This window comes from Mesorhizobium sp. CNPSo 4661 (assembly GCF_057784215.1).
In genome coordinates, this window is the sequence record NZ_JBWGIO010000004.1 from 105,496 (window position 1) to 124,572 (window position 19,077).

Genomic DNA, 19,077 nt, shown 5'->3' on the forward strand with positions numbered 1-19,077 from the left:
GGACCGAAACGACGCCGAAGGGGCGGAATCCAAACATGTTTTTTTCGCGAGTTGGTCAATCGGTAACGCCGCGTCGGGGTGTTTTGCTGGCGCTGTCGGTGGTTGCTCCCGCGCTCGTGCTGTCGGCCTGCATGTCCTCCGAGAAGGACGTCAACCTGGCGACCTATGTCGACCAGACCGAACCGGCCGACGTTCTCTACAACCAGGGCCTGGCCAACATGAATGCCGGCCGCCTCGATGAGGCGAGCAAGAAGTTCGACGCTGTCGACCGCCAGCATCCCTATTCCGAATTTGCCCGCAAATCGATGGTGATGGGCGCTTTCGCCGACTACCGCGCCGGCAAATACGACGAGGCCATCGGCAGCGCGAAGCGCTATCTGACGCTTTATCCCTCGACCGACGATGCCGCTTACGCGCAGTACATCATCGGCTTGAGCTACTACCGGCAGATCAAGGACGTCACCCAGGACCAGAAGGAAGCGCGCCAGACCATCCAGACCATGCAGGAACTGGTGACGCGCTGGCCGAATTCCGAATATGTCGGCGACGCCAAGGACAAGATCCGCTTCGCCAACGACCAACTCGCCGGCAAGGAGATGCAGGTCGGCCGCTACTATCTCGAGCGTCGCGAATACATCGCCGCCGTGAAGCGCTTCCGCACCGTCGTCGAAAACTATTCCAACACCCGCCATGTCGAAGAGGCGCTGGCGCGCCTGACCGAGTCTTACTATGCGATGGGCCTGACCTCGGAAGCGCAGACGGCGGCGGCGGTGCTCGGCAACAACTATCCGGACAGCTCGTGGTACAAGGATTCCTACAAGCTCCTGCAGAGCAACGGGCTTGCGCCGCGCGAAAATGCCGGATCGTGGATATCCAAGGCCGGGAAGCTGATCACCGGCGCCTGAAGCTTGCGATGCTGTCCAGACTGTCGATCCGCGATATCGTCCTGATCGAGAAGCTGGACATCGACTTCCTGCCTGGGCTTTCGGTGTTGACCGGCGAAACCGGCGCCGGCAAATCCATCCTGCTCGACGCTTTGTCGCTAGCGCTTGGCGCGCGCGGCGACACCTCGCTCGTGCGCCACGGCGCCGCGCAAGGCCAGGTCATCGCGGTGTTTGACGTGCCGCGCAACCATCCGGCGCGCGCGCTGCTCGCCGAAAACGACATCGAGGACGATGGCGACATCATCCTGCGCCGCGTGCAGACGGCCGACGGCCGCACCCGTGTCTTCGTCAACGACCAGCCCTCCAGCGTCACCCTGATGCGAGATGTCGGCCGCGCGCTGGTCGAGATTCACGGCCAGCATGACGAACGCGCCCTGGTCGATCCCGGCGCGCATCGCCAATTGCTGGACAGTTTCGGTGGCCATCTGGGCGCCGTGCGCGGCACGGGCGAAGCCTGGCGCTACTGGCGAAACTGCGAGCAGGAGCTTTCCCGGCATCGCGCCAAGGTCGAGGCGGCGGCGCGCGAGGCCGATTATCTGCGCGCTTCCGTGGCCGAACTCGCAAAACTCGATCCGCAGCCGGGCGAGGAGACGGAGCTTGCGGAATTGCGCGCGCAGATGATGCGCGTCGAAAAGATCGCCGCCGAGATCCATGACGCGCAGGATGTTCTGTCGGGGCCGTCCTCGCCCTTGCCGCAGCTCGCCAGCCTGTTGCGCCGGCTGCAGCGCAAGTTGGGCGAAGCGCCCGGCCTGCTCGACGACGTGGTGACGTCGCTGGACGAGGCGATGATCTCGCTCGACGCGGCGCAGTCCGGCGTGGAAGCCGCGCTTCGCGCCACCGAATATGATCCGCAGCGTCTGGAGAAGGCCGAAGAGCGTCTGTTTGCGCTGCGCGCCGCCTCGCGCAAGCACAATGTCGCGGTCGACGACCTGGCGCAACTGCGCGACACGATGGTGGCCGATCTTGCCGATCTCGATGCCGGCGAGGAGCGGCTGCATGCGCTGCAGAAGCAGGCCGCCGCCGGGCGCGAGGCCTACGACATTTCCGCGGCGCAGCTGTCGTCGCTGCGCCATGCGGCGGCGTCGGGGCTGAGCAAGGCGGTGATGGCGGAACTGCCGGCGCTGAAGCTCGAACGGGCCGAGTTCATCGTCGAGATGGGAAGCGATGCCGAAAGCCGCATGGAAGAAGGCATCGACCAGGTCGAATTCTGGGTGCGGACCAATCCGGGCACAAGGCCGGGGCCGATGATGAAGGTCGCGTCGGGCGGCGAGCTCTCGCGCTTCCTGCTGGCGCTGAAGGTGGCGCTCGCCGATCGCGGCTCGGCGCCGACCCTGGTCTTCGACGAGATCGACACCGGCGTCGGCGGCGCGGTGGCCGACGCCATCGGCCAGCGGTTGGCGCGGCTGTCGAAGCGGGTGCAGGTGCTTTCGGTCACGCATGCGCCGCAGGTCGCGGCACGCGCCGCCACGCATTTCCTGATCTCGAAATCCGGCGGCAAGGACCGTGTCGCCACCGGTATTGCCGAAATGGACCGCGCCGCGCGCCAGGAAGAAATCGCGCGCATGCTGGCCGGCGCCACCATTACCGATGAGGCGCGCGCCGCGGCCGAGCGGTTGTTGCGCGAGAATACGGCCGCCGCATAGGCTGTGTAGATATTCACGTGATGCCGACCTGCGAATGGTGGCTTCCTGCTCGACACATCCTCGATGCTTGATCCTCCGGCCCCGGAAGCGGAGTCAGCAGATGGCTGCATGTTGCTGTTCAGGAATGATTTTTGCGCAAGCCGACTCCCTGCCGGCGAATCCTGATTTATAGTGGCCCGCCACAATTTGAGGACCGCGCCGCATGTCGGAAAAGCCAGTCGATTCGTTGAGCGAAAGCGAAGCCGCGGATGAGCTGAAGCGGCTGGCGGCCGAGATCGCCGAACATGATCGGCGCTACCATGCCGAGGACGCGCCGACGATCACCGACGCCGAATATGACGCGCTGCGGCGGCGCAATCTTGCCATTGAGGAGCAATTCCCGGGGCTGGTGCGCGAGGATTCGCCGTCGCTCCGGGTTGGCGCCGCACCGGCGGAAGGTTTTGCCAAGGTGCGCCACGCCGTGCCGATGCTCAGCCTCGCCAAGGCCTATACGGACCAGGACGTCGCCGATTTCATCGAACGCGGCCGGCGCTTCTTCGACCGCGACAAGGACCTCGACATCGCCTTCACCGCCGAGCCGAAGATCGACGGGCTGTCGGCTTCGCTGCGCTATGAGAACGGCGTGTTCGTGCAGGGCGCGACGCGCGGCGACGGTGCGGTCGGCGAGGACATCACGGCCAATCTGAAGACGATTGCCGACATTCCGAAAAAGCTGAAGGGGTCGGGCTGGCCGGAGACGATCGAAATCCGCGGCGAGGTCTACATGACCTATGCCGAGTTCGAGGCGCTGAAGCAGCGTTCGGCGGCAGTCGGCGGCCAGGACTATGTCAATCCGCGCAACACGGCAGCAGGCTCGCTGCGCCAGAAGGACCCGTCGGTCACCGCCAGCCGCAACCTCAAATTCTTCGCCTATGCCTGGGGCTACACGACGGCGGACCCCGCGCCGACGCAGTTCGAAGCGGTGCAGAAATTCGCCGAGTGGGGTTTTAAGGTCAGTCCGCTGATGGTGCGGGCAAAGTCGATCGACGACCTGATCGCGCAGTATCACCGGATCGAGGAGCAGCGTTCCTCGCTGGGCTATGACATAGACGGCGTCGTCTACAAGGTCGACCAGCTCGAGCTGCAGCGCCGCTGGGGTTTCGTCACCGGCGAGCCGCGCTGGGCGGTCGCCCACAAATTCCCGGCCGAGCAGGCGATGACGACGGTCGAGAAAATCGACATCCAGGTCGGCCGTACCGGCACGCTGGCGCCAGTAGCGCGGCTTGCCCCGGTCACGGTCGGCGGCGTGGTGGTCGAGAACGTCACGCTGCATAATGAAGACTACATCAAGGGCTTCGACAGCAACGGCCAGCCGATCCGCGACGGCATCGACGTGCGCATCGGCGACACGGTGGTGATCCAGCGGGCAGGCGACGTCATCCCGCAGATCGTCAGCGTCGTCATCGACAAGCGGCCGGCCAATGCGGTGCCTTACGAATTCCCGCATACCTGCCCGGTCTGCGGCTCGCCGGCGACGCGCGAGATCAACGAGAAGACGGGCAAGGAGGATTCGCGGCGGCGCTGCACCGGCGAGCTGATCTGCGCCGCCCAGGCCGTGGAAAGGCTGCGCCATTTCGTGTCGCGCGGCGCGCTGGATATCGAAGGCCTCGGCGCGGAAAACATCGACCTCTTCTTCAATGCGGGGCTGGTGAAGACGGCTGCCGATATCTTCACGCTGAAGGATCGAAGGCCAGCCGTCACCAAGGCGCTGGCCGAGCGGCGCGAGGAGCAGGCGCGTCTGCGCGAGGAGGCCTCGGGCAAGACGCGCAAGAATGTGCGCAGCGTCGAGGAGCGCAACTATGAAGGTCTCGACAAATTGTTCGCGGCCATCGACGCGCGGCGCGAGCCGGAGCTCGACCGCTTCATCTTCGCGCTCGGCATCCGCCATATCGGCGAGACGACGGCGGCCGTGCTTGCCCGCCAGTTCTCGACCATCGAGGAGCTGATTCGAATCGGCAAGGAGACGGCGAAGGCGGAGGATCCGCACAGCGTCTTTCCGTCGATCAACGGCATCGGCGACACAGTGATCAACGCGCTGCGCGACTTCTTCGGCAATGAGCGCAATGACGATGTGCTGGATGCCTTGCTCGCGCAGGTCCACCCCAAGCCCTATGTCATGGAAATCTCGGCCGGCAGCGAAGTTTCCGGCAAGACGGTCGTGTTCACCGGCTCGCTGGAAAAGATGACGCGCTCGGAAGCCAAGGCGATGGCCGAGCGGCTCGGCGCCAAGGTCGCGGGCTCGGTTTCGGCCAAGACCGATCTGGTGGTAGCGGGCGCCGGCGCCGGCTCGAAGCTGAAAGTCGCGAGCGAGCTCGGCATCGAGGTGATCGACGAGGACACCTGGCTGCAGCGCATCGGCAGGGCTGGCTGATGGCGGGCGCGTTCAAGGGTTTTGGGCAGAAGGCCATTCCTTTCTTCAAGGCGCTCGACTTCCACCAGAGCCGCGAATGGTTCCAGGAGAACCGCGACCTCTTCGACAGCGAACTGCACGGGCCGTTTTGCGATCTCGTCGAGACGCTGAGCGAGCGCTTCGAAACGGCCAAGCTCGGGCTGCGAGGCGACCGCAAGAGGTCGCTGTTCCGCATCAACCGCGACGTGCGCTTTGCAAAGGACAAACGGCCTTACAACCGGCATCTGTCGGCGATCCTTTCGCCGGACGGCAGCAAGATGTCGCAAGGCGTCTTCTATGTGCATATCGGGCTCGAGCGCTGCTTTGCCGGCGTCGCCTGGTGGCAGCCGGCGCCTGAACTGCTGCAGGCGATGCGCAAGGCGATCGTGACCAGGCCGGCTGCGTTCCGGGGCATGGTCTCGTCGCTCAAGAAGGCAGGCTTGGCGCTCGATCCGGAAGATTGCCTGAAGCGGGCGCCGCGCGGCTTCGAGGACGTCGGCGACGACGATCTCGCCCAGGCCGTCCGCAACCGGCATTTCGTGGTCCGGCACGACATCGATCCGGCGACGATCCATTCGCCGGCACTGGTCGACGACCTTGTCGATTTCACCCTGCATGCCAAGCCGCTGCTCGACTGGGGCAGGGCGATCCAGGGCACGGTCGTGGCGGCCTAAAGCACGTCGCGATCTTTCAGATTCGCACCATGCGCTTTAGGTTTTTTGATTTTACGCATGTCTTTATCCCGAAACCGGTTCCCACTTTCGGGAGACATGCGTTAACGCCGCCGTCCGCTGCCGCCAGAGGCTTACATCCGCATCAGCAGGCCGCCGTCGACGGCGAGTTCGATGCCGGTGATGTAGCTTGCGGCATCCGAGAGCAGGAAGAGCGCGGCATTGGCCATATCCTGCGGCGTGCCGATGCGGCCGAGCGGCGTGTAGTTCGCCACGGCGGCGCGCTTCTCCTCGGTGTCCCAGCGCGCCTGCAGCGGCGTCAGCGCCATGCCGGGGCAGATGGCGTTGGAGCGGATGCCGTCGCCGGCAAGCTGCATGGCCAGCGACTTGGACAGCGCGCAGACGCCTGCCTTCGAGGCCTGATAGGCATCCTGCGGTTTCGGATCGCCGCGATACCACTGGATGGTCGAGAAATGCACCATGGCACCGCCGCGGCCGCCGGAACGCATGTACGGAACGACGGCGCGTGCGGTGTGCACGAAGGATTTCAAATTGATGTTGAAGACCTGGTCCCAGACATCGAGGTCCATATCGAGCGCAGACTTGTCGCGGCCGAACCACAGAACGCCGGCGACATTGGCGAGAAAGTCGATGCCGCCGCGCTCGCGGCCGGCGGCGCCGATGGTTTGCTCGACGAAAGCGGCGTTGGTCAAATCGCCCTGCGCAAAGGTCAGCCTGTCGTCATAGGCGGCAAGCGAGGCCGGGCGCGGCTTGATGTCGATGGCGGTGACGGAGGCACCGGCATCGAGCAGCGCCAGCGCGATCGCTTCGCCCATGCCGCCGCCCGCTCCGGTGACGACCGCATGCCTGCCGGTGAAATCAAAGACGACCATCTGTCCCTCTCTTGTTGGCGCCAGAGACGCGTTTTGCGCCAGGACGCGATGGCCGGACAATAGGGGCGGGCAAAAAATCCATCAAGCCGTATTCGAAAAAATTTGCCAAAATGGAAAATCGCGATATCGTGCCGTGATTGACGGCTTTCCTATCAGGTGGATTCCAAGACCATGAACCTGCATTCCGGCGCGCGCACCTTCGCGGTTACCTCTCCTGTCGACGGCTCGATCTATGCGACACGCAGCTACGTGGACGGCTCGGCGATCGAGGCGGCCGTCGCCCGGGCCCGCGCTGCGCTGCCGGGCTGGCGGCGAACGCCGCTGGCCGAGCGGCTGGCCATCCTTTTGCGCTTCGGCGAGGAGATGAAGGCGCGCGCAGCCCCGCTGGCCGACGCGGTGGCATGGCAGATCGGCAGGCCGCTATGGCAGGCCGACGAGACGCCGCGCCTGGCGCTGATCGGCGAATTGCTTGCAGGTGCCGCGCCCGAGACGCTGGCCGACATGCCGTTCCCGTCGGATGAGAACATCCGCCGCTACGCCAGGCCGGTGGCCGGCGGCCTGCATCTGTCGATCTGCGCCTGGAATTATCCGACCGCCATGCTCGGCTATCTGGTCACGTCGCCGCTGGCGGCCGGCAATGTGGTGATCTTCAAGCACTCGCCGCAGACGCCGTTGATCGCGGAGCTTGCCGAAGAAGCTTTTCGCGCCGCCGGCGGTCCCGAGGGCGTCTTCCAGAGCCTGCATCTCGACCATCCGGATGCCGAGCGGCTGATTGCCTCCGGCGTCTTCAACGCCGTCAATTTCATCGGTTCGGTCAATGGCGGCAGACGCGTGCATGCGGCCGCCGCAGGTACCTTCACCCAGGTGCATCTCGAGCTCGGCGGGAAGGATCCGACCTATGTGCGCTCCGACGCGGATCTCGAAGCGGCGGTGCCGTTGATTGCCGAGGGCAGCTATTCCAATGCCGGCCAGTCCTGCTGCTCGGTCGAGCGCATCTATGTCGATCGCTCGATCCATGATCGTTTCGTCGAGGCGCTGGTCGCCGAGACGGCGAAGTGGAGCATCGGCCATCCGATCGGCGAAAAGCCTATGGTCGGTCCGGTGGTGCGCGCGGTTGCGGCCGACACCATTCGCGGCCTTACCGAAGGCGCGGTGCGGGCAGGAGCGAAGCGCCTGATGCCGCAGGACGGCGCGCTCAAGGCGGCAAAGCTTGGGGCAGCCTATGTCGCGCCCGAGGTGCTGACCGGCGTCGATCACAGCATGCAGATCATGCGCGACGAGCTGTTCGGTCCGGTGGCCTGCGTCCAGGCGGTCAGCGGCGACGACGAAGCGATCCGGCTGATGAACGACAGCGACTACGGCCTCAGCGCCTCGATCTGGACGCGCGATGTCGAGCGCGGCGTGGCCTTGCTCGACGAGGTCGAGGCCGGCACGGTCTACCTCAACCGCTGCGACCACGCCGACCTCTATCTGCCCTGGGGCGGCATCAAGAATTCCGGTCTCGGCCGCACCAACGGGCGCGCCGGCCTGATCGAGGCGACGGCGGCGAAAGCCTATCATGTCCGCTCCGTCATCGCTTGACCGCCAGCGGCATCCGACCGTGCGGGACCTTGAAAAGCTTGGCGATGCGGCGGTCTCGGCGCTTGCCGCGGCCGGCGTGGAACGGCTGCTGCCGGATGCGGCCAGCCCGTATCTTTTGATCGCCGAGCATGCCGGCAATGTCGTACCGGCGCCCTGGCGCGACCTTGGCCTGGCGGAGCCCTATCTCGGTACGCATTTCGCGGTCGACATCGGCGTCGATGCGCTGACGCGGCGGCTTTCGCGAACACTGCGGGCGCCGGCCGTGATCGCGCGCTATTCGCGGCTGTTCCTCGACTACAACCGCCCCGCGGATGAGTGGGATTTCATGCGGCCGGACCTCGGCGGCATCCCGGTGCCGGACAATGTGGCGGTCGATGCCGTGGATGCGAGGCTGCGCAAGCTTGTCGCCTGGGCGCCGGTCGAACGGGCGATCATCGAAGCCGCCGCCGGCCGGCGGGCGCTGATCTCGGTGCATTCCTTCACGCCGGTGATGGGCGGCGTGAAACGCAATGTCGATATCGGCGTGCTGTGGCGGGAACAGTCGCCCTTCGTCACCTCGGTGCTGAAAACCCTCGGCGTACAGGGCGTGGAAGCAGGCTTCAGGATCGGCGACAACGAACCCTACGACTGGCGCCAGGCCGTCGGCTACACGCTGAACCGACATGGGCTGCAGCAGGCCCGGCCCTGCCTTTACCTCGAGGTGCGCAACGATCTACTTGCTGATCCGGAAACTTTCGAACGCATCAGCCGCCTTCTCGAAAATGCCTTTGCCACCGTCGCGATGTCCCTATGGCCGCAATCAGCCGTAGCCGTCTAAAGGCTGGACGCTCAAATAGCGGAACGCTAGAGCTTGTCGAATTGGAAACACGACAGCCAAGGGCGTGGACGATGCAAGGCAATGTGGGCAGCAAGATCCGCGACGCGCGCAAGCAGCAGAACATCACCTTGCGCGATCTCAGCGAGCGCTCCGGCCTTTCCGTTTCGCAGCTGTCGAAGCTGGAGAACGGCAAGGCCAGGCTGACCGTCGACATCGCGCTGATGATCGCCGGCGTGCTGCACGTGCCGGTGGCCTCGTTCCTGTTCAGCCCGAAGCCCGGGCCGCAGGCGCGCCGCTCGATCACGCGCGCCGGCAGTGGCATCCTGCATGAAGGCAACGCCATGGAATTCGAGGTCTTGTGCAGCGATTTCCGCGACAAGACCAATATTTTCTGGCGCGTCACGCTGCGCGCCAGGACCTTCGAGGAAAATGGCGGCTGGCGCAACCATTCGGGTGAAGAGTTCATCCATGTGCTGAGCGGCAGCCTGCAACTGCACACGCTTCATTACGACCCGACCGTGCTGCAGCCCGGCGACAGCATCCTGTTCGACGGCGAGATGCAGCACGCCTATGTCGCGCTCGGCGACGAACCCGTCATCATGCTGATGTCGAACACCGTGCCGCGCGACGGGCTGCCGCCGGGAACAGGCGCCTGACCGACGGTCCGAAGGCTTCCGTTGAAGAATTTTTCTAAAATGGAAAAAAATACTTGTTCTGGAAAAGTCGGAGGACTAGCATCCTTTCGACGGCCGACAGGAGAACAGCCAGCGGCCGGCAATGGGAGAGATGACCGATGCTGTCGGTTGAGGCAGTCAGCAAGACATTCGGCGGCGTGCAGGCCCTGCGCAACGCTTCGCTGACTTGCGAGGCCGGCGAGATCCTCGGCCTTATCGGCCCGAACGGCGCCGGCAAGTCGACGCTCGTCAACGCCATTTCGGGCGTGCTCAAGCCGGACAGCGGCAGCGTTCGCCTGGCGGGCGAAGAGATCACCGGGCGCGGTCCGGAGCATTGCGCACGGGCTGGGGTCGGCCGCACCTTCCAGACCATCAGGCTGTTCAAGGATTTGACCGTGCGCCAGAACGTCGAGGTCGCGCACATCACCTGCCGCGCCGTGCGCCCCGCCGCCGCCGCTCGGATCGGCGTCGACCAGTTGTTGCAGCAATATGAGCTGGCGGGATTCGCCGACAGCCCGGCCGGCACGCTGCCCTATGGCAGCCAGCGCCGGCTCGAGATCGCCCGCGCGCTGGCGCTGGGGCCGTCGCTCTTGTTGCTCGACGAACCGGCGGCCGGCCTCAACGAGGCCGAGTCGGAGACGCTGGCGATCGCGATCGAAGGTATCCGCCGCGACGTCGGCTGCGCGACCATCGTCATCGATCACGACCTGCGCTTCATCAACCGGCTCTGCGACCGGCTTTGCGTGATGGACCAGGGGCAGGTGATCGCTTCGGGCGAGACGGAAGAAGTGTGGCGTGATCCGCGCGTCATCGAGGTCTATGTCGGGCAGTCGGAGACTGCTTGAGGGCCCGGAAGAACAACCGCAATGAGAGGAAGGAGGGGTAGAATGGAAAAGATTTTACTGGGAGCCGCGGTGCTGACCGCCGGCCTGCTGCAGGCAGGGCATGCGGGTGCGGCTGACCTGAAGATCGGGCTTGCCGTCGCCATGACCGGCGCCTACGCGCCCTACAGCGAAGCCGAGGGCGCGCGCTGCATGGCCGACAGGCTGAACAAGGCGGCGGGCGCAAACGATCCCAAGGTCGAGCTGATGATCGAGGACAACCGCTCTGACCCGCAGCTTTCGGTCTCGCTCGGCCAGAAATTCCTCGATGCCGGCGCGCAGATCATCACCGGCGTGCCGTTCCCGGACGCGCTGATCCCGATGGCACAGACCGCGCAGCCTTACGGCGCCACGGTGTTCTCGGCGCCGAACACGCAGCTCGAAATGCAGCAGGCAGGTCTCGACAACTTCATCGCCGGCGCCGTGCCCGATCCGATCAATGCCTCGGCCACCGCCAACGCGCTCTACGGCAAGGGCGCGCGCACCGTGGCGCTGATGGTGTCGCCCGATGCCGGTTCCTATTCGGAAAAGCTGCCTGAGTGGTTCGGCGAGGTGTTCGAGCATCTCGGCGGCAAGGTGGTCGGCAAGTTCAACTATTCCTACGGCACCACCGACTGGTCGCCGCAGATCGCCTCGATCAAGGCGTTGCCGCAGAAGCCGGATGCGATCCATATCTGCGCCGTGCTGCCCGATGTCGGCATCCTGATCCGCCAGCTGCGCGCCAACGGCTATGACGGCTGGGTGGCCGGCTGCGACGCCTTCGACGACAAGTCGCTGGAAGGCACGGTCGGCGATCCGAAGTCGCTGGAAAAGGTGATGTTCGCGACGCACGGCGCGACCGGCGTCGACGGCCCGATCGACAAGTTCCTCGCCCAGTGCAAGGCAGACGGCTACAAGATCAACGGCATCTTCGACGCGCTCGGCGCCGACATGGTGCAGATAAGCTACGAAGCGGCCGAGAAAGCCGGCACCGTCGACCCCGCAGCCTTGCGCGAGGCGATCCGCGCGCCGGGCGGCTATCCGGGCACCACGGCGCCGACGATCTCCTTTGCCGAGAAGAAGGGCTATCCGGTGAAGGCCGTGCCGGTGATGGGCTTTGCCGACGGCAAGCGGGTGCTGATTACCGACACGCCGCCGACCTTCGTTCCGGCGCTGAACTAGGGCGGGCCGGAGCACGTGTTGAAGGTCGAGAAGCTTGTCGTGCGCTATGGCGCCGTCACGGCGGTGCGCGAGCTGTCGCTCGAGGTCGGGCAGGGCGAGCTTGTCGCCCTGCTCGGGCCCAACGGCGCCGGCAAGAGCTCGACCATCAATGCGCTGACCGGCCTGGTAACGCCCGCTTCGGGGCGCATAGTCCTTGACGGCAAGGACATCTCGCATGTCCGCACCGAGGATCGCATCCGAGCCGGGCTGACCTCGACGCCTGAAGGCCGGCACATCTTCTCCAACCTGAGCGTCGGCGAGAACCTGCGGCTGGGGGCCGCGACAAGGCGCGACCCCGCCGGTGTGCGCCAGGACATCGAGCGGTTCCTGGCGCTGTTTCCGGTTCTGTCCGAACGCTACGGCCAGGCGGCCGGCACGCTTTCGGGTGGCGAGCAGCAGATGCTGGCGATCGCCCGCTCATTGATGTCGCGGCCGAAGCTGTTGCTGCTCGACGAGCCGTCGCTTGGACTGGCCCCGAAGATCGTGGCGCGCATCTTCGATTTCATCGGCGAGCTCAAGGCGCAAGGGCTGACGCTGCTGGTGGTCGAGCAGAACGCCAAGCAGGCGCTGCGCTTCGCCGACCGCGTCTATGTCGTGAGCTCGGGAACGCTGCGCTATGACGGACCGCCGGCCAAGCTCGCCGACGAGCACGGCCTGTTCAACCTCTATCTCGGCGGGTAGGCGGCGATGGACTACGCTCTGCAGCAGCTTCTCAACGCGCTCGCCTTCGGCGCGGAATATTCGTTGGTGGCGCTCGGGCTCGCCGTCGTCTTCTCGATCATGGGGCTGGTCAATTTTGCCCATGGCGAGATCATCGGCGTCTCGGCCTACAGCGTGTTCCTGGCAGCCGCACTCGGGCTGACTTCGCCCTTCGTCGCGGTGCTGCTTGCCGTCGTCATGGCGGCGCTGGCGGCGGTCGTGTTCGAGCGCGTCGCCTTCCGGCCGGTGCGCTACGCGCCGACCACGACCGGGCTGCTCACCGCCTTCGGCGTGTCGATCGTGGTGCAGAACCTTTTCATGCTTCTGATCTCGCCCAAGCCGCAGTCGGTTTCGATCCTCAACGGGTTGAACCAGATGTGGTTCTTCGGCCCCTTCGCCGTCTCCTCGCTGCAGGTGATGGAACTGATCGTCTCGGGCCTGACCATCCTTGCGCTGGTGCTCTTCCTCAACCGCTCGACGCTCGGCCTCGCCATCCGCGCCGCCTCGCGCGACTTCGCAACGGTGCGGCTGATGGGGATCAAGGCGAACCGGGTGATTGCCACGGCCTTCGCGATTTCAGGCGCGCTGGCGGGCATTGCCGCCGTCTTCATCCTGGCGCGGCGCGGCAGCGTCTCGCCGGACCTTGGCTTCGGCCTGGTGCTGAAGGCTTTCGTCGCCTGCGTCATCGGCGGCTTCGGCTCGCTGCCTGGCGCGGCTGTCGGCGGCATGCTGCTCGGCTTCATCGAAGTCGGCCTGCTCGTCGCGCTGCCGCAGGAATATGCGGGCTTCAGGGACGCGCTTACTTACGCGATCATCGTCGCTTTGCTCGTCTACCGCCCGGAAGGCCTGCTCGGTCAGCGCATCGAACTCGGCGACAAGGAAATCTGAAGTGGGGAGATCTGACGTGGCAGGCTCCGAACTCTCGCAAGCGGTCGACCAGATGGCGGCTCCGACTGGCGCAACGCGATCCGGCAACGCGCTGGTCCGCTCGCTGATCGGCGGGCTGGTGACGGCGCTGCCGGTGCTGGTGATCGGGCTCCTGGTGCTGAACTTCGCGCCGACCTACTACACCTTCCTGGCGCTCGGCGCCTTCGTGAACCTGATCGTCGTGGTCGGGCTGCAAGTGTTCATGGGCAATTCCAACATCGCCAATCTCGGCCACAGCGCCTTTGTCGGGCTCGGCGCCTATGGCGCCGCCATCCTGTCGACGCCGCTCGCCATGAAGAAGCTGTCGATCCCCAACGCGCCCTTCGGCTTTGCGACGCTGGAGCTCGATCCGGTTTCGTCGGCGTTCATCGCACTCTTCGTCGTCGGCGTCGTGGCGCTGGTCAGCGGCAAGGTGATCAGCCGGCTGTCGGGAGTCGCGGCGACCATCGTCAGCCTGGCGCTGCTGATCATCGTCCACTCGGTGTTCCTCAACTGGACCGATCTGTTCAAGGGCAACCAGGCTTTCTTCGGTATTCCCAAAGTGGTCGGCCTGCCGTGGATGCTGGTCTTCGCGGTGGTGGCGATCGTGGCGGCGCGTCTGTTCAAGGACAGCCGCTGGGGTTTGCAGCTGCGCGCCAGCGCGCAGAGCCCGCAGGCGGCGGCAGCGCTTGGGATAGACGCCAAGAAGCTGCGGCTGATGTCGTGGGTCCTGTCGGCGCTGATCTGCGGCCTCGCCGGCGTGCTCTACGCCTATTTCGCCGGCACGATCAGCCCCAAGCTTTTCTATTTCCAGATGATCTTCAACACGCTGGCGATGCTGATCCTCGGCGGCATGGCGACGGTGACGGGAGCCGTGACCGGCGTCATCGTGCTTTCGATCGGCCTGGAATTCATCCGCAGCATCGAATCCGGCGTGACGATCGCCGGCATCCAACTGCCGCAGCTGCTCGGCCTGTCGGGCGTGGCGCTCGGCGTGGTCATCGTGCTTTGCATGGCGTTCCGGCCAAGCGGCATCAGCGGCCGGCATGAGCTCGACGAGCTCCTGTCGCTTCTGTTGCGGCGCAACGCCAAATAGCTCAGTCATTTCCTGGTGGAGGGTTGAACGTGGAATTTGAGGAGAGGGTGGCGGCGTATGCGCCGAAGCTCGAAGCGCTGCAGGCCGAGCTTGCATCGCGCGGCGTCGAGTTCGTCGAGGTGCATACGGTCGACACGTCGGGCGTTGTGCGCTCCAAGATCGCGCCGCTGAAGCTTTCCACCCATGGCGAAGCGATCAACGCCATCCTCTATTGCGTCACGCATGGCGACGGCCAGCCGATGGGCGACGTCGCCTTCGCCTCGCCGAGCGCCAATGAGGAGAACGGCTTTCCCAACATCAAGGGCATCATCGATCCCGACACTGTGGTGCAGCATGGCTGGAAGCCTAAATTCGCTTCCGCCATCACGCGCTCCTACATGCTCGACGGCGCGGTCTGCCCGTACGATCCGCGCAACGTCCTCGCCCGAGTTGAGGAGCGTGCCAGGGCGCTCGGCTACGAGCCGAAATTCGCGCTCGAATACGAGTTCGGTATTTTCCACGCCGACCATGATCTGATGCGCGCCGGCCGCTATCGCGAGCTCAAACCCTGGGGGCATTCGCTGATCAACTACGACCTGGTGCGCAGTGGCGAATACCAGGACTTCGCTGCCGAGTTCATCACGCGCATGAAGAGCATCGATATCGGCGTCGCCTCGCTCGTCACCGAATATGGCTACGGCATGTATGAGTACGCGCTGACGCCGAAGAGCGCGCTGGCCGCCGCGGACGCGGCGATGCGGGCCAAGCTGCATCTGCGCGAGCTGTGCGCCGAGCGCGGGCTGGTCGCCACCTTCATGACGCGCTTCCAGCCGCCGGGCAAGGAAAGCGCCTGCGGCGCGCACCATCATGTCAGCCTGTGGCAGGACGGCAAGCCGGCCTTCGCGGCCGGACCGAACCGCCTGACGCCGGTTGCGGAAAAATTCCTCGCCGGCGTGCTCAACCGCATGCAGGAGACGCATATCTTCTTCCGGCCGACGGTCAATTCCTACCGCCGCTTCGACCGCGGCGCATGGTCGCCGGAAGACGTCGCCTGGGGGTTCGAGAACCGCACCGCGCCGATCCGCGCCATCACCACGCCGAACGACGCCGCCTGCCGGTTCGAGCACCGCGCGCCGGGCGCCGACGTCAATCCGTATCTGTCGATCGCCGCGATCCTGGCGGCGGGCTGCGAAGGCATCGAGAAGAACCTGCCGCTCGAGGCGCCGGTGACATCCAACCTCGCCAATCTCGACAAGCCGAAGCTGCCGCGCACGCTGAACGCATCCATCGAAGCTTTCGCCGCGTCCGATTTCTGCGCCGCAGCTTTCGGCGAAGCGTTCCGCGACAATTACGCCGAGAGCCGCCGCGCCGAGCAGGCGGCGTTCGATGCGTGGCAGGCGTCGCATATCACCGACTTCGAGTGGCAGCGCTATTTCGTCAGTTGAGCCGACAAAGCTTCGGCGCTTCACAACCCGGCGATCAGTTCCGCTGATCGCTGGGTCAAGCGAATTGGTGTGACATTGAACGCGACGCTCCCTAAATGAGGCCGCACTTAAAGCGCGTCGCGCTGAACGGATTCAGGCGACGCGCTTCAAGTCTTTTTTGTTGATGCATGTCGTTGTCCCAGAACCGCTGCACACTTCTGGGCGACATGCATTAGGAGCGGCTTGATGACAGCGGAAGCAATCTCTGAGGGCAGGACCGGCGGCGATTTCTGGGACGGCGTGCGATTGTCGATGCCGGTGGTCGTCGCCTCGGCGCCATTCGCGATCCTGTTCGGCGCGATCGCCGTCGACAATGGTTTCTCGGTGCTCGAGGCTTTCCTGATGAGCGCCATGATCTATGGCGGTGCAAGCCAGATGGTCGGCATCGAGTTGTTCGGCCAGCACGTCGCGCCATGGCTGATCGTGCTGTCCATCTTCGCGGTGAATTTCCGCCATGTGCTTTATTCGGCCGGCATCGGCCGACGCATCGCGCATTGGCCCGTTTTGCAGCAGGCGCTCGGCTATTTCATCCTGACCGACCCGCAATTCGCCATCGCCGAGGCGAGGGCCGAGTCGGGCCGTCCGGTCGGCTTCGTCTGGTATCTGGGGCTCGGCCTGCCGGTCTATGTGTTCTGGACGATCGAAAGCGGTCTGGGTGCCGTGTTCGGCAAAATGATCCCGGACACCCATGCGCTGGGCATCGATTTCCTGCTGCCGATCTATTTCCTCGGCCTGGTGCTCGGCTTCCGCAAGCGGCCGCTCTGGGCGCCCGTCGTTGCCGCCAGCGCCGTCGCCTCGATCATCGCCTATCGGGCCGTCGGCTCGCCCTGGCATGTCTCGATCGGCGCGGTCGCCGGCGTTCTCCTGGCGGTGGTCCTGCCGCCGCATCACAGCGGCGTGGGCAAGCGGCCGTGAGCACGACCTTCTGGATCATCCTTGCCGGCGCCGTCGCCACCTATCTCACGCGCGTCGGCGGCCATCTCGTCATCTCGCGCTTCGACACCATCCATCCACGCGTCGAGGCGGGCTTGAACGCCGTGCCGGCCGCCGTGCTGACGACGCTGGTCGCGCCGGAGCTCTTGCATGCGGGACCGGCGGAATGGGCGGCGCTGATCGTCACCGTGCTGGTATCGCTGCGCGGCGGCCTGATGGCGATGTTTTTGGCTGGCGCTGCGGTGCTGATCCTGGCGCGCCAGTTCGTCGGGTAGGAACTCTGCCGGCGCGATCGTTCGGATCGTAGGCGCTGCCCCTCATTGCCCTGCCGGGCATTTCTCCCCGTAGAACGGGGAGAAAGAAGCTCATCTCAAATCTTCGCGTCGTGGGGCAGCGGCGCGGTGGCTTTTTCCAGCCAGGCCAGCGTTTCGCCGTCGACCATCGGGCCGATCTCGGCCAGCACCCAGGCGTGATAGCGGTCGAGCCATTGCAGCTCGTCGCGGTGCAGCAGGTCGCTGCGGATCAGCCGCTTGTCGATCGGCGCCAGCGTCAGCGTCTCGAAGCCGTGCATGGCGATGTCGCCGCCTTCGATCTGCTCGGCGGGCGTGACCAGGATCAGGTTCTCGATGCGGATGCCGTAGGCGCCTTCCTTGTAGTAGCCGGGCTCGTTGGACAGCATCATGCCGGCAAGCAGTTTTTCCGTGCCGGTGCGGGCGATGCGCTGTGGCCCTTCATGCACGGCAAGGTAGGAGCCGACACCGTGGCCGGTGCCATGAGCGAAGTCGCAGCCATGTTTCCACAGCGCCATGCGGGCGACAGCGTCGATCTCCGAGCCGCGGGTGCCGGCGGGGAAGCGAAGCGTCGAGATGCCGATCATGCCTTTCAGCACCAAAGTAAAACGCTCGCGCATCTCCTCGCTCGGCTGGCCGATCGGCACGGTGCGGGTGATGTCGGTGGTGCCGTCCTGATACTGACCGCCGGAATCGAGCAGGAACAGCTCGCCGCTCTGCAGCTTGCGGCTGGTGGCGCGCGAGACGCGATAATGCATGATGGCGCCGTTCGGGCCGGCGCCGGAGATCGTGTCGAAGGAGACGTCGCGCAGCGGCATCTGCGTTTCCTCGCCGGTCTGGCGGCGCACTTCCTCCAGCTTGGTGACGACGGCGATTTCGTCCAGCGAGCCAGGTTTCTGGCGATCCAGCCAGCAAAGCAGTTTCGCGACCGCGGCGCCGTCGCGGCGATGCGCGGCGCGGCTGCCCGCGATCTCGGCCTGGTTCTTGGTCGCGCGAGGGATACGCGCCGGGTCGGCGGCCAGCACGACGGCGCCGCCATTGTCCTCGACAAGCATCCGGAACTTCTCCGCCGCAAGCACAGGATCGAGCGCGATTTTCGCGCCGCCCTTGGCGAGCTCAATGATCGCGGCTTCGAATTCGCCTGGGTCGTGCAGGTCGGCAAGCTGCGTAAGATAGGCCGCGACCTGGCGCGGAAATTTGCGCTGGTCCATGAACAGCTGATGCTTGCCGTCGGCGGCGAGGATGGCAAAACCCAGCGCCAGCGGCGTGTGCGGGACATCGCCGCCACGGATGTTGAAGCTCCAGGCGATCGAGGAGGGATCGGTGAGCACGGCATGAGTGGCGCCATCCTTCTCGATCGCCCTCGCCAGCCGCGCCAGCTTGTCCTTGGCGAGCTCCCCGGCAAGGTTTTGCGGGTGGATCTCGACGGGCGCGCGCGGCGGTTCCGGCTGGTCCTTCCAGATGATGTCGATGGGATTCCTGTCGAGCGGCACCAGAGTCGCGCCGCATTGCTCGGCCGATGCCTTCAGCGCCTTGATCTCGCCGATCGTGTGCAGCCAGGGGTCGAAGCCCAGCCTCGCGCCCTTGCCGAGATTGTCCTTGATCCAGCTGGCCGGAGGATTGTCGATCAGGCTTTCGACGATGAAGATCGAAAGGTCGACCTCATTGCGCACCTGCAGCGTATAGCGTCCGTCGACGAAGATGAAGGCGCGGTCGCGCAGGCTGATGGCGACGCCGGCCGAACCGGAAAAGCCGGTCAGCCATTTCAAACGCGCCGAGCGGTCGGCGACATATTCGCCCTGATGCTCGTCCGCGCGGGGGACAAGGAAGCCATCCAGGCCGTTCTCGGCCAGCCATTGCCGCAGCAGCGCCACGCGCGCTTTGCCGACGGCCGGATCACCAGCGGAATCAAAGGTCTGGAACATTTTTGGCACCTCCCTCGAGTGGCTTGCGGCGAC

General features: G+C 65.3%; 16 protein-coding genes and 1 pseudogene. 15 read left to right on the forward strand and 2 right to left on the reverse strand.

Annotated elements, in window-relative coordinates:
• The first annotated feature begins 35 nt into the window (after nucleotides 1-35).
• From AC0YKC_RS07180 to AC0YKC_RS07195, 4 genes are all read left to right on the forward strand, one after another.
• On the forward strand, nucleotides 36-905 hold the full coding sequence (locus AC0YKC_RS07180) for an outer membrane protein assembly factor BamD (protein WP_320295120.1): 870 nt from the start codon (nucleotides 36-38) through the stop codon (nucleotides 903-905).
• A gap of 8 nt (nucleotides 906-913) precedes the next feature.
• Complete coding sequence (gene recN, locus AC0YKC_RS07185; RefSeq protein ID WP_320295121.1) at nucleotides 914-2,587, forward strand: DNA repair protein RecN; 1,674 nt, start codon at nucleotides 914-916, stop codon at nucleotides 2,585-2,587.
• A gap of 202 nt (nucleotides 2,588-2,789) precedes the next feature.
• Nucleotides 2,790-4,997, forward strand: coding sequence for an NAD-dependent DNA ligase LigA (ligA, locus tag AC0YKC_RS07190; protein ID WP_488510625.1), 2,208 nt, complete (start codon nucleotides 2,790-2,792; stop codon nucleotides 4,995-4,997).
• Complete coding sequence (locus AC0YKC_RS07195; protein ID WP_488510626.1) at nucleotides 4,997-5,689, forward strand: DUF2461 domain-containing protein; 693 nt, start codon at nucleotides 4,997-4,999, stop codon at nucleotides 5,687-5,689. The genes ligA and AC0YKC_RS07195 overlap by 1 nt, the downstream gene beginning before the upstream one ends.
• 131 nt (nucleotides 5,690-5,820) lie before the next feature.
• Here the strand turns inward: AC0YKC_RS07195 and AC0YKC_RS07200 are convergent, their stop codons facing one another.
• Nucleotides 5,821-6,579, reverse strand: coding sequence for an SDR family NAD(P)-dependent oxidoreductase (locus AC0YKC_RS07200; protein WP_320295124.1), 759 nt, complete (start codon nucleotides 6,577-6,579; stop codon nucleotides 5,821-5,823).
• 171 nt (nucleotides 6,580-6,750) lie between these two features.
• Here AC0YKC_RS07200 and AC0YKC_RS07205 point away from each other — a divergent pair, with 171 nt between their 5' ends.
• The 11 genes and pseudogenes from AC0YKC_RS07205 (at nucleotide 6,751) to AC0YKC_RS07255 (ending at nucleotide 17,104) form a co-directional block, all read left to right on the forward strand.
• The gene (locus AC0YKC_RS07205; protein WP_488510627.1) at nucleotides 6,751-8,160 is read left to right on the forward strand and encodes an aldehyde dehydrogenase family protein; all 1,410 of its coding nucleotides are present in this window, start codon (nucleotides 6,751-6,753) and stop codon (nucleotides 8,158-8,160) included.
• On the forward strand, nucleotides 8,138-8,977 hold the full coding sequence (locus AC0YKC_RS07210; RefSeq protein WP_320295126.1) for an N-formylglutamate amidohydrolase: 840 nt from the start codon (nucleotides 8,138-8,140) through the stop codon (nucleotides 8,975-8,977). The genes AC0YKC_RS07205 and AC0YKC_RS07210 overlap by 23 nt, the downstream gene beginning before the upstream one ends.
• 71 nt (nucleotides 8,978-9,048) lie before the next feature.
• A complete protein-coding gene (locus AC0YKC_RS07215; RefSeq protein WP_320295127.1) occupies nucleotides 9,049-9,633 on the forward strand; it encodes a helix-turn-helix domain-containing protein in 585 nt (194 codons plus the stop codon).
• A 197-nt stretch (nucleotides 9,634-9,830) separates the two neighbouring features.
• A pseudogene (locus AC0YKC_RS07220) lies at nucleotides 9,831-10,496 on the forward strand (ABC transporter ATP-binding protein); the annotation flags it as partial.
• Nucleotides 10,497-10,538: 42 nt separating this feature from the next.
• The gene (locus AC0YKC_RS07225; RefSeq protein ID WP_320295129.1) at nucleotides 10,539-11,693 is read left to right on the forward strand and encodes an ABC transporter substrate-binding protein; all 1,155 of its coding nucleotides are present in this window, start codon (nucleotides 10,539-10,541) and stop codon (nucleotides 11,691-11,693) included.
• A 15-nt stretch (nucleotides 11,694-11,708) separates the two neighbouring features.
• Nucleotides 11,709-12,413, forward strand: coding sequence for an ABC transporter ATP-binding protein (locus AC0YKC_RS07230; protein WP_320295130.1), 705 nt, complete (start codon nucleotides 11,709-11,711; stop codon nucleotides 12,411-12,413).
• Nucleotides 12,414-12,419: 6 nt separating this feature from the next.
• Nucleotides 12,420-13,319 carry a branched-chain amino acid ABC transporter permease gene (locus tag AC0YKC_RS07235; RefSeq protein WP_320295131.1) on the forward strand — a complete coding sequence of 300 codons (900 nt, stop codon included), beginning with the start codon at nucleotides 12,420-12,422 and terminating at the stop codon, nucleotides 13,317-13,319.
• Between the two features lie 16 nt (nucleotides 13,320-13,335).
• Complete coding sequence (locus AC0YKC_RS07240; protein ID WP_488510628.1) at nucleotides 13,336-14,433, forward strand: branched-chain amino acid ABC transporter permease; 1,098 nt, start codon at nucleotides 13,336-13,338, stop codon at nucleotides 14,431-14,433.
• A gap of 29 nt (nucleotides 14,434-14,462) precedes the next feature.
• Nucleotides 14,463-15,857 (forward strand): glutamine synthetase family protein, encoded by a 1,395-nt coding sequence (locus AC0YKC_RS07245; protein WP_488510629.1) that lies wholly within the window; start codon nucleotides 14,463-14,465, stop codon nucleotides 15,855-15,857.
• Between the two features lie 225 nt (nucleotides 15,858-16,082).
• Nucleotides 16,083-16,811: an AzlC family ABC transporter permease gene (locus tag AC0YKC_RS07250; RefSeq protein ID WP_488510630.1), complete on the forward strand. Its 729-nt coding sequence runs from the start codon at nucleotides 16,083-16,085 to the stop codon at nucleotides 16,809-16,811.
• Nucleotides 16,808-17,104 carry an AzlD family protein gene (locus AC0YKC_RS07255; protein ID WP_434723340.1) on the forward strand — a complete coding sequence of 99 codons (297 nt, stop codon included), beginning with the start codon at nucleotides 16,808-16,810 and terminating at the stop codon, nucleotides 17,102-17,104. The genes AC0YKC_RS07250 and AC0YKC_RS07255 overlap by 4 nt, the downstream gene beginning before the upstream one ends.
• A gap of 95 nt (nucleotides 17,105-17,199) precedes the next feature.
• Here the strand turns inward: AC0YKC_RS07255 and AC0YKC_RS07260 are convergent, their stop codons facing one another.
• On the reverse strand, nucleotides 17,200-19,044 hold the full coding sequence (locus AC0YKC_RS07260; protein WP_488510631.1) for an aminopeptidase P family protein: 1,845 nt from the start codon (nucleotides 19,042-19,044) through the stop codon (nucleotides 17,200-17,202).
• Nucleotides 19,045-19,077 lie beyond the last annotated feature (33 nt).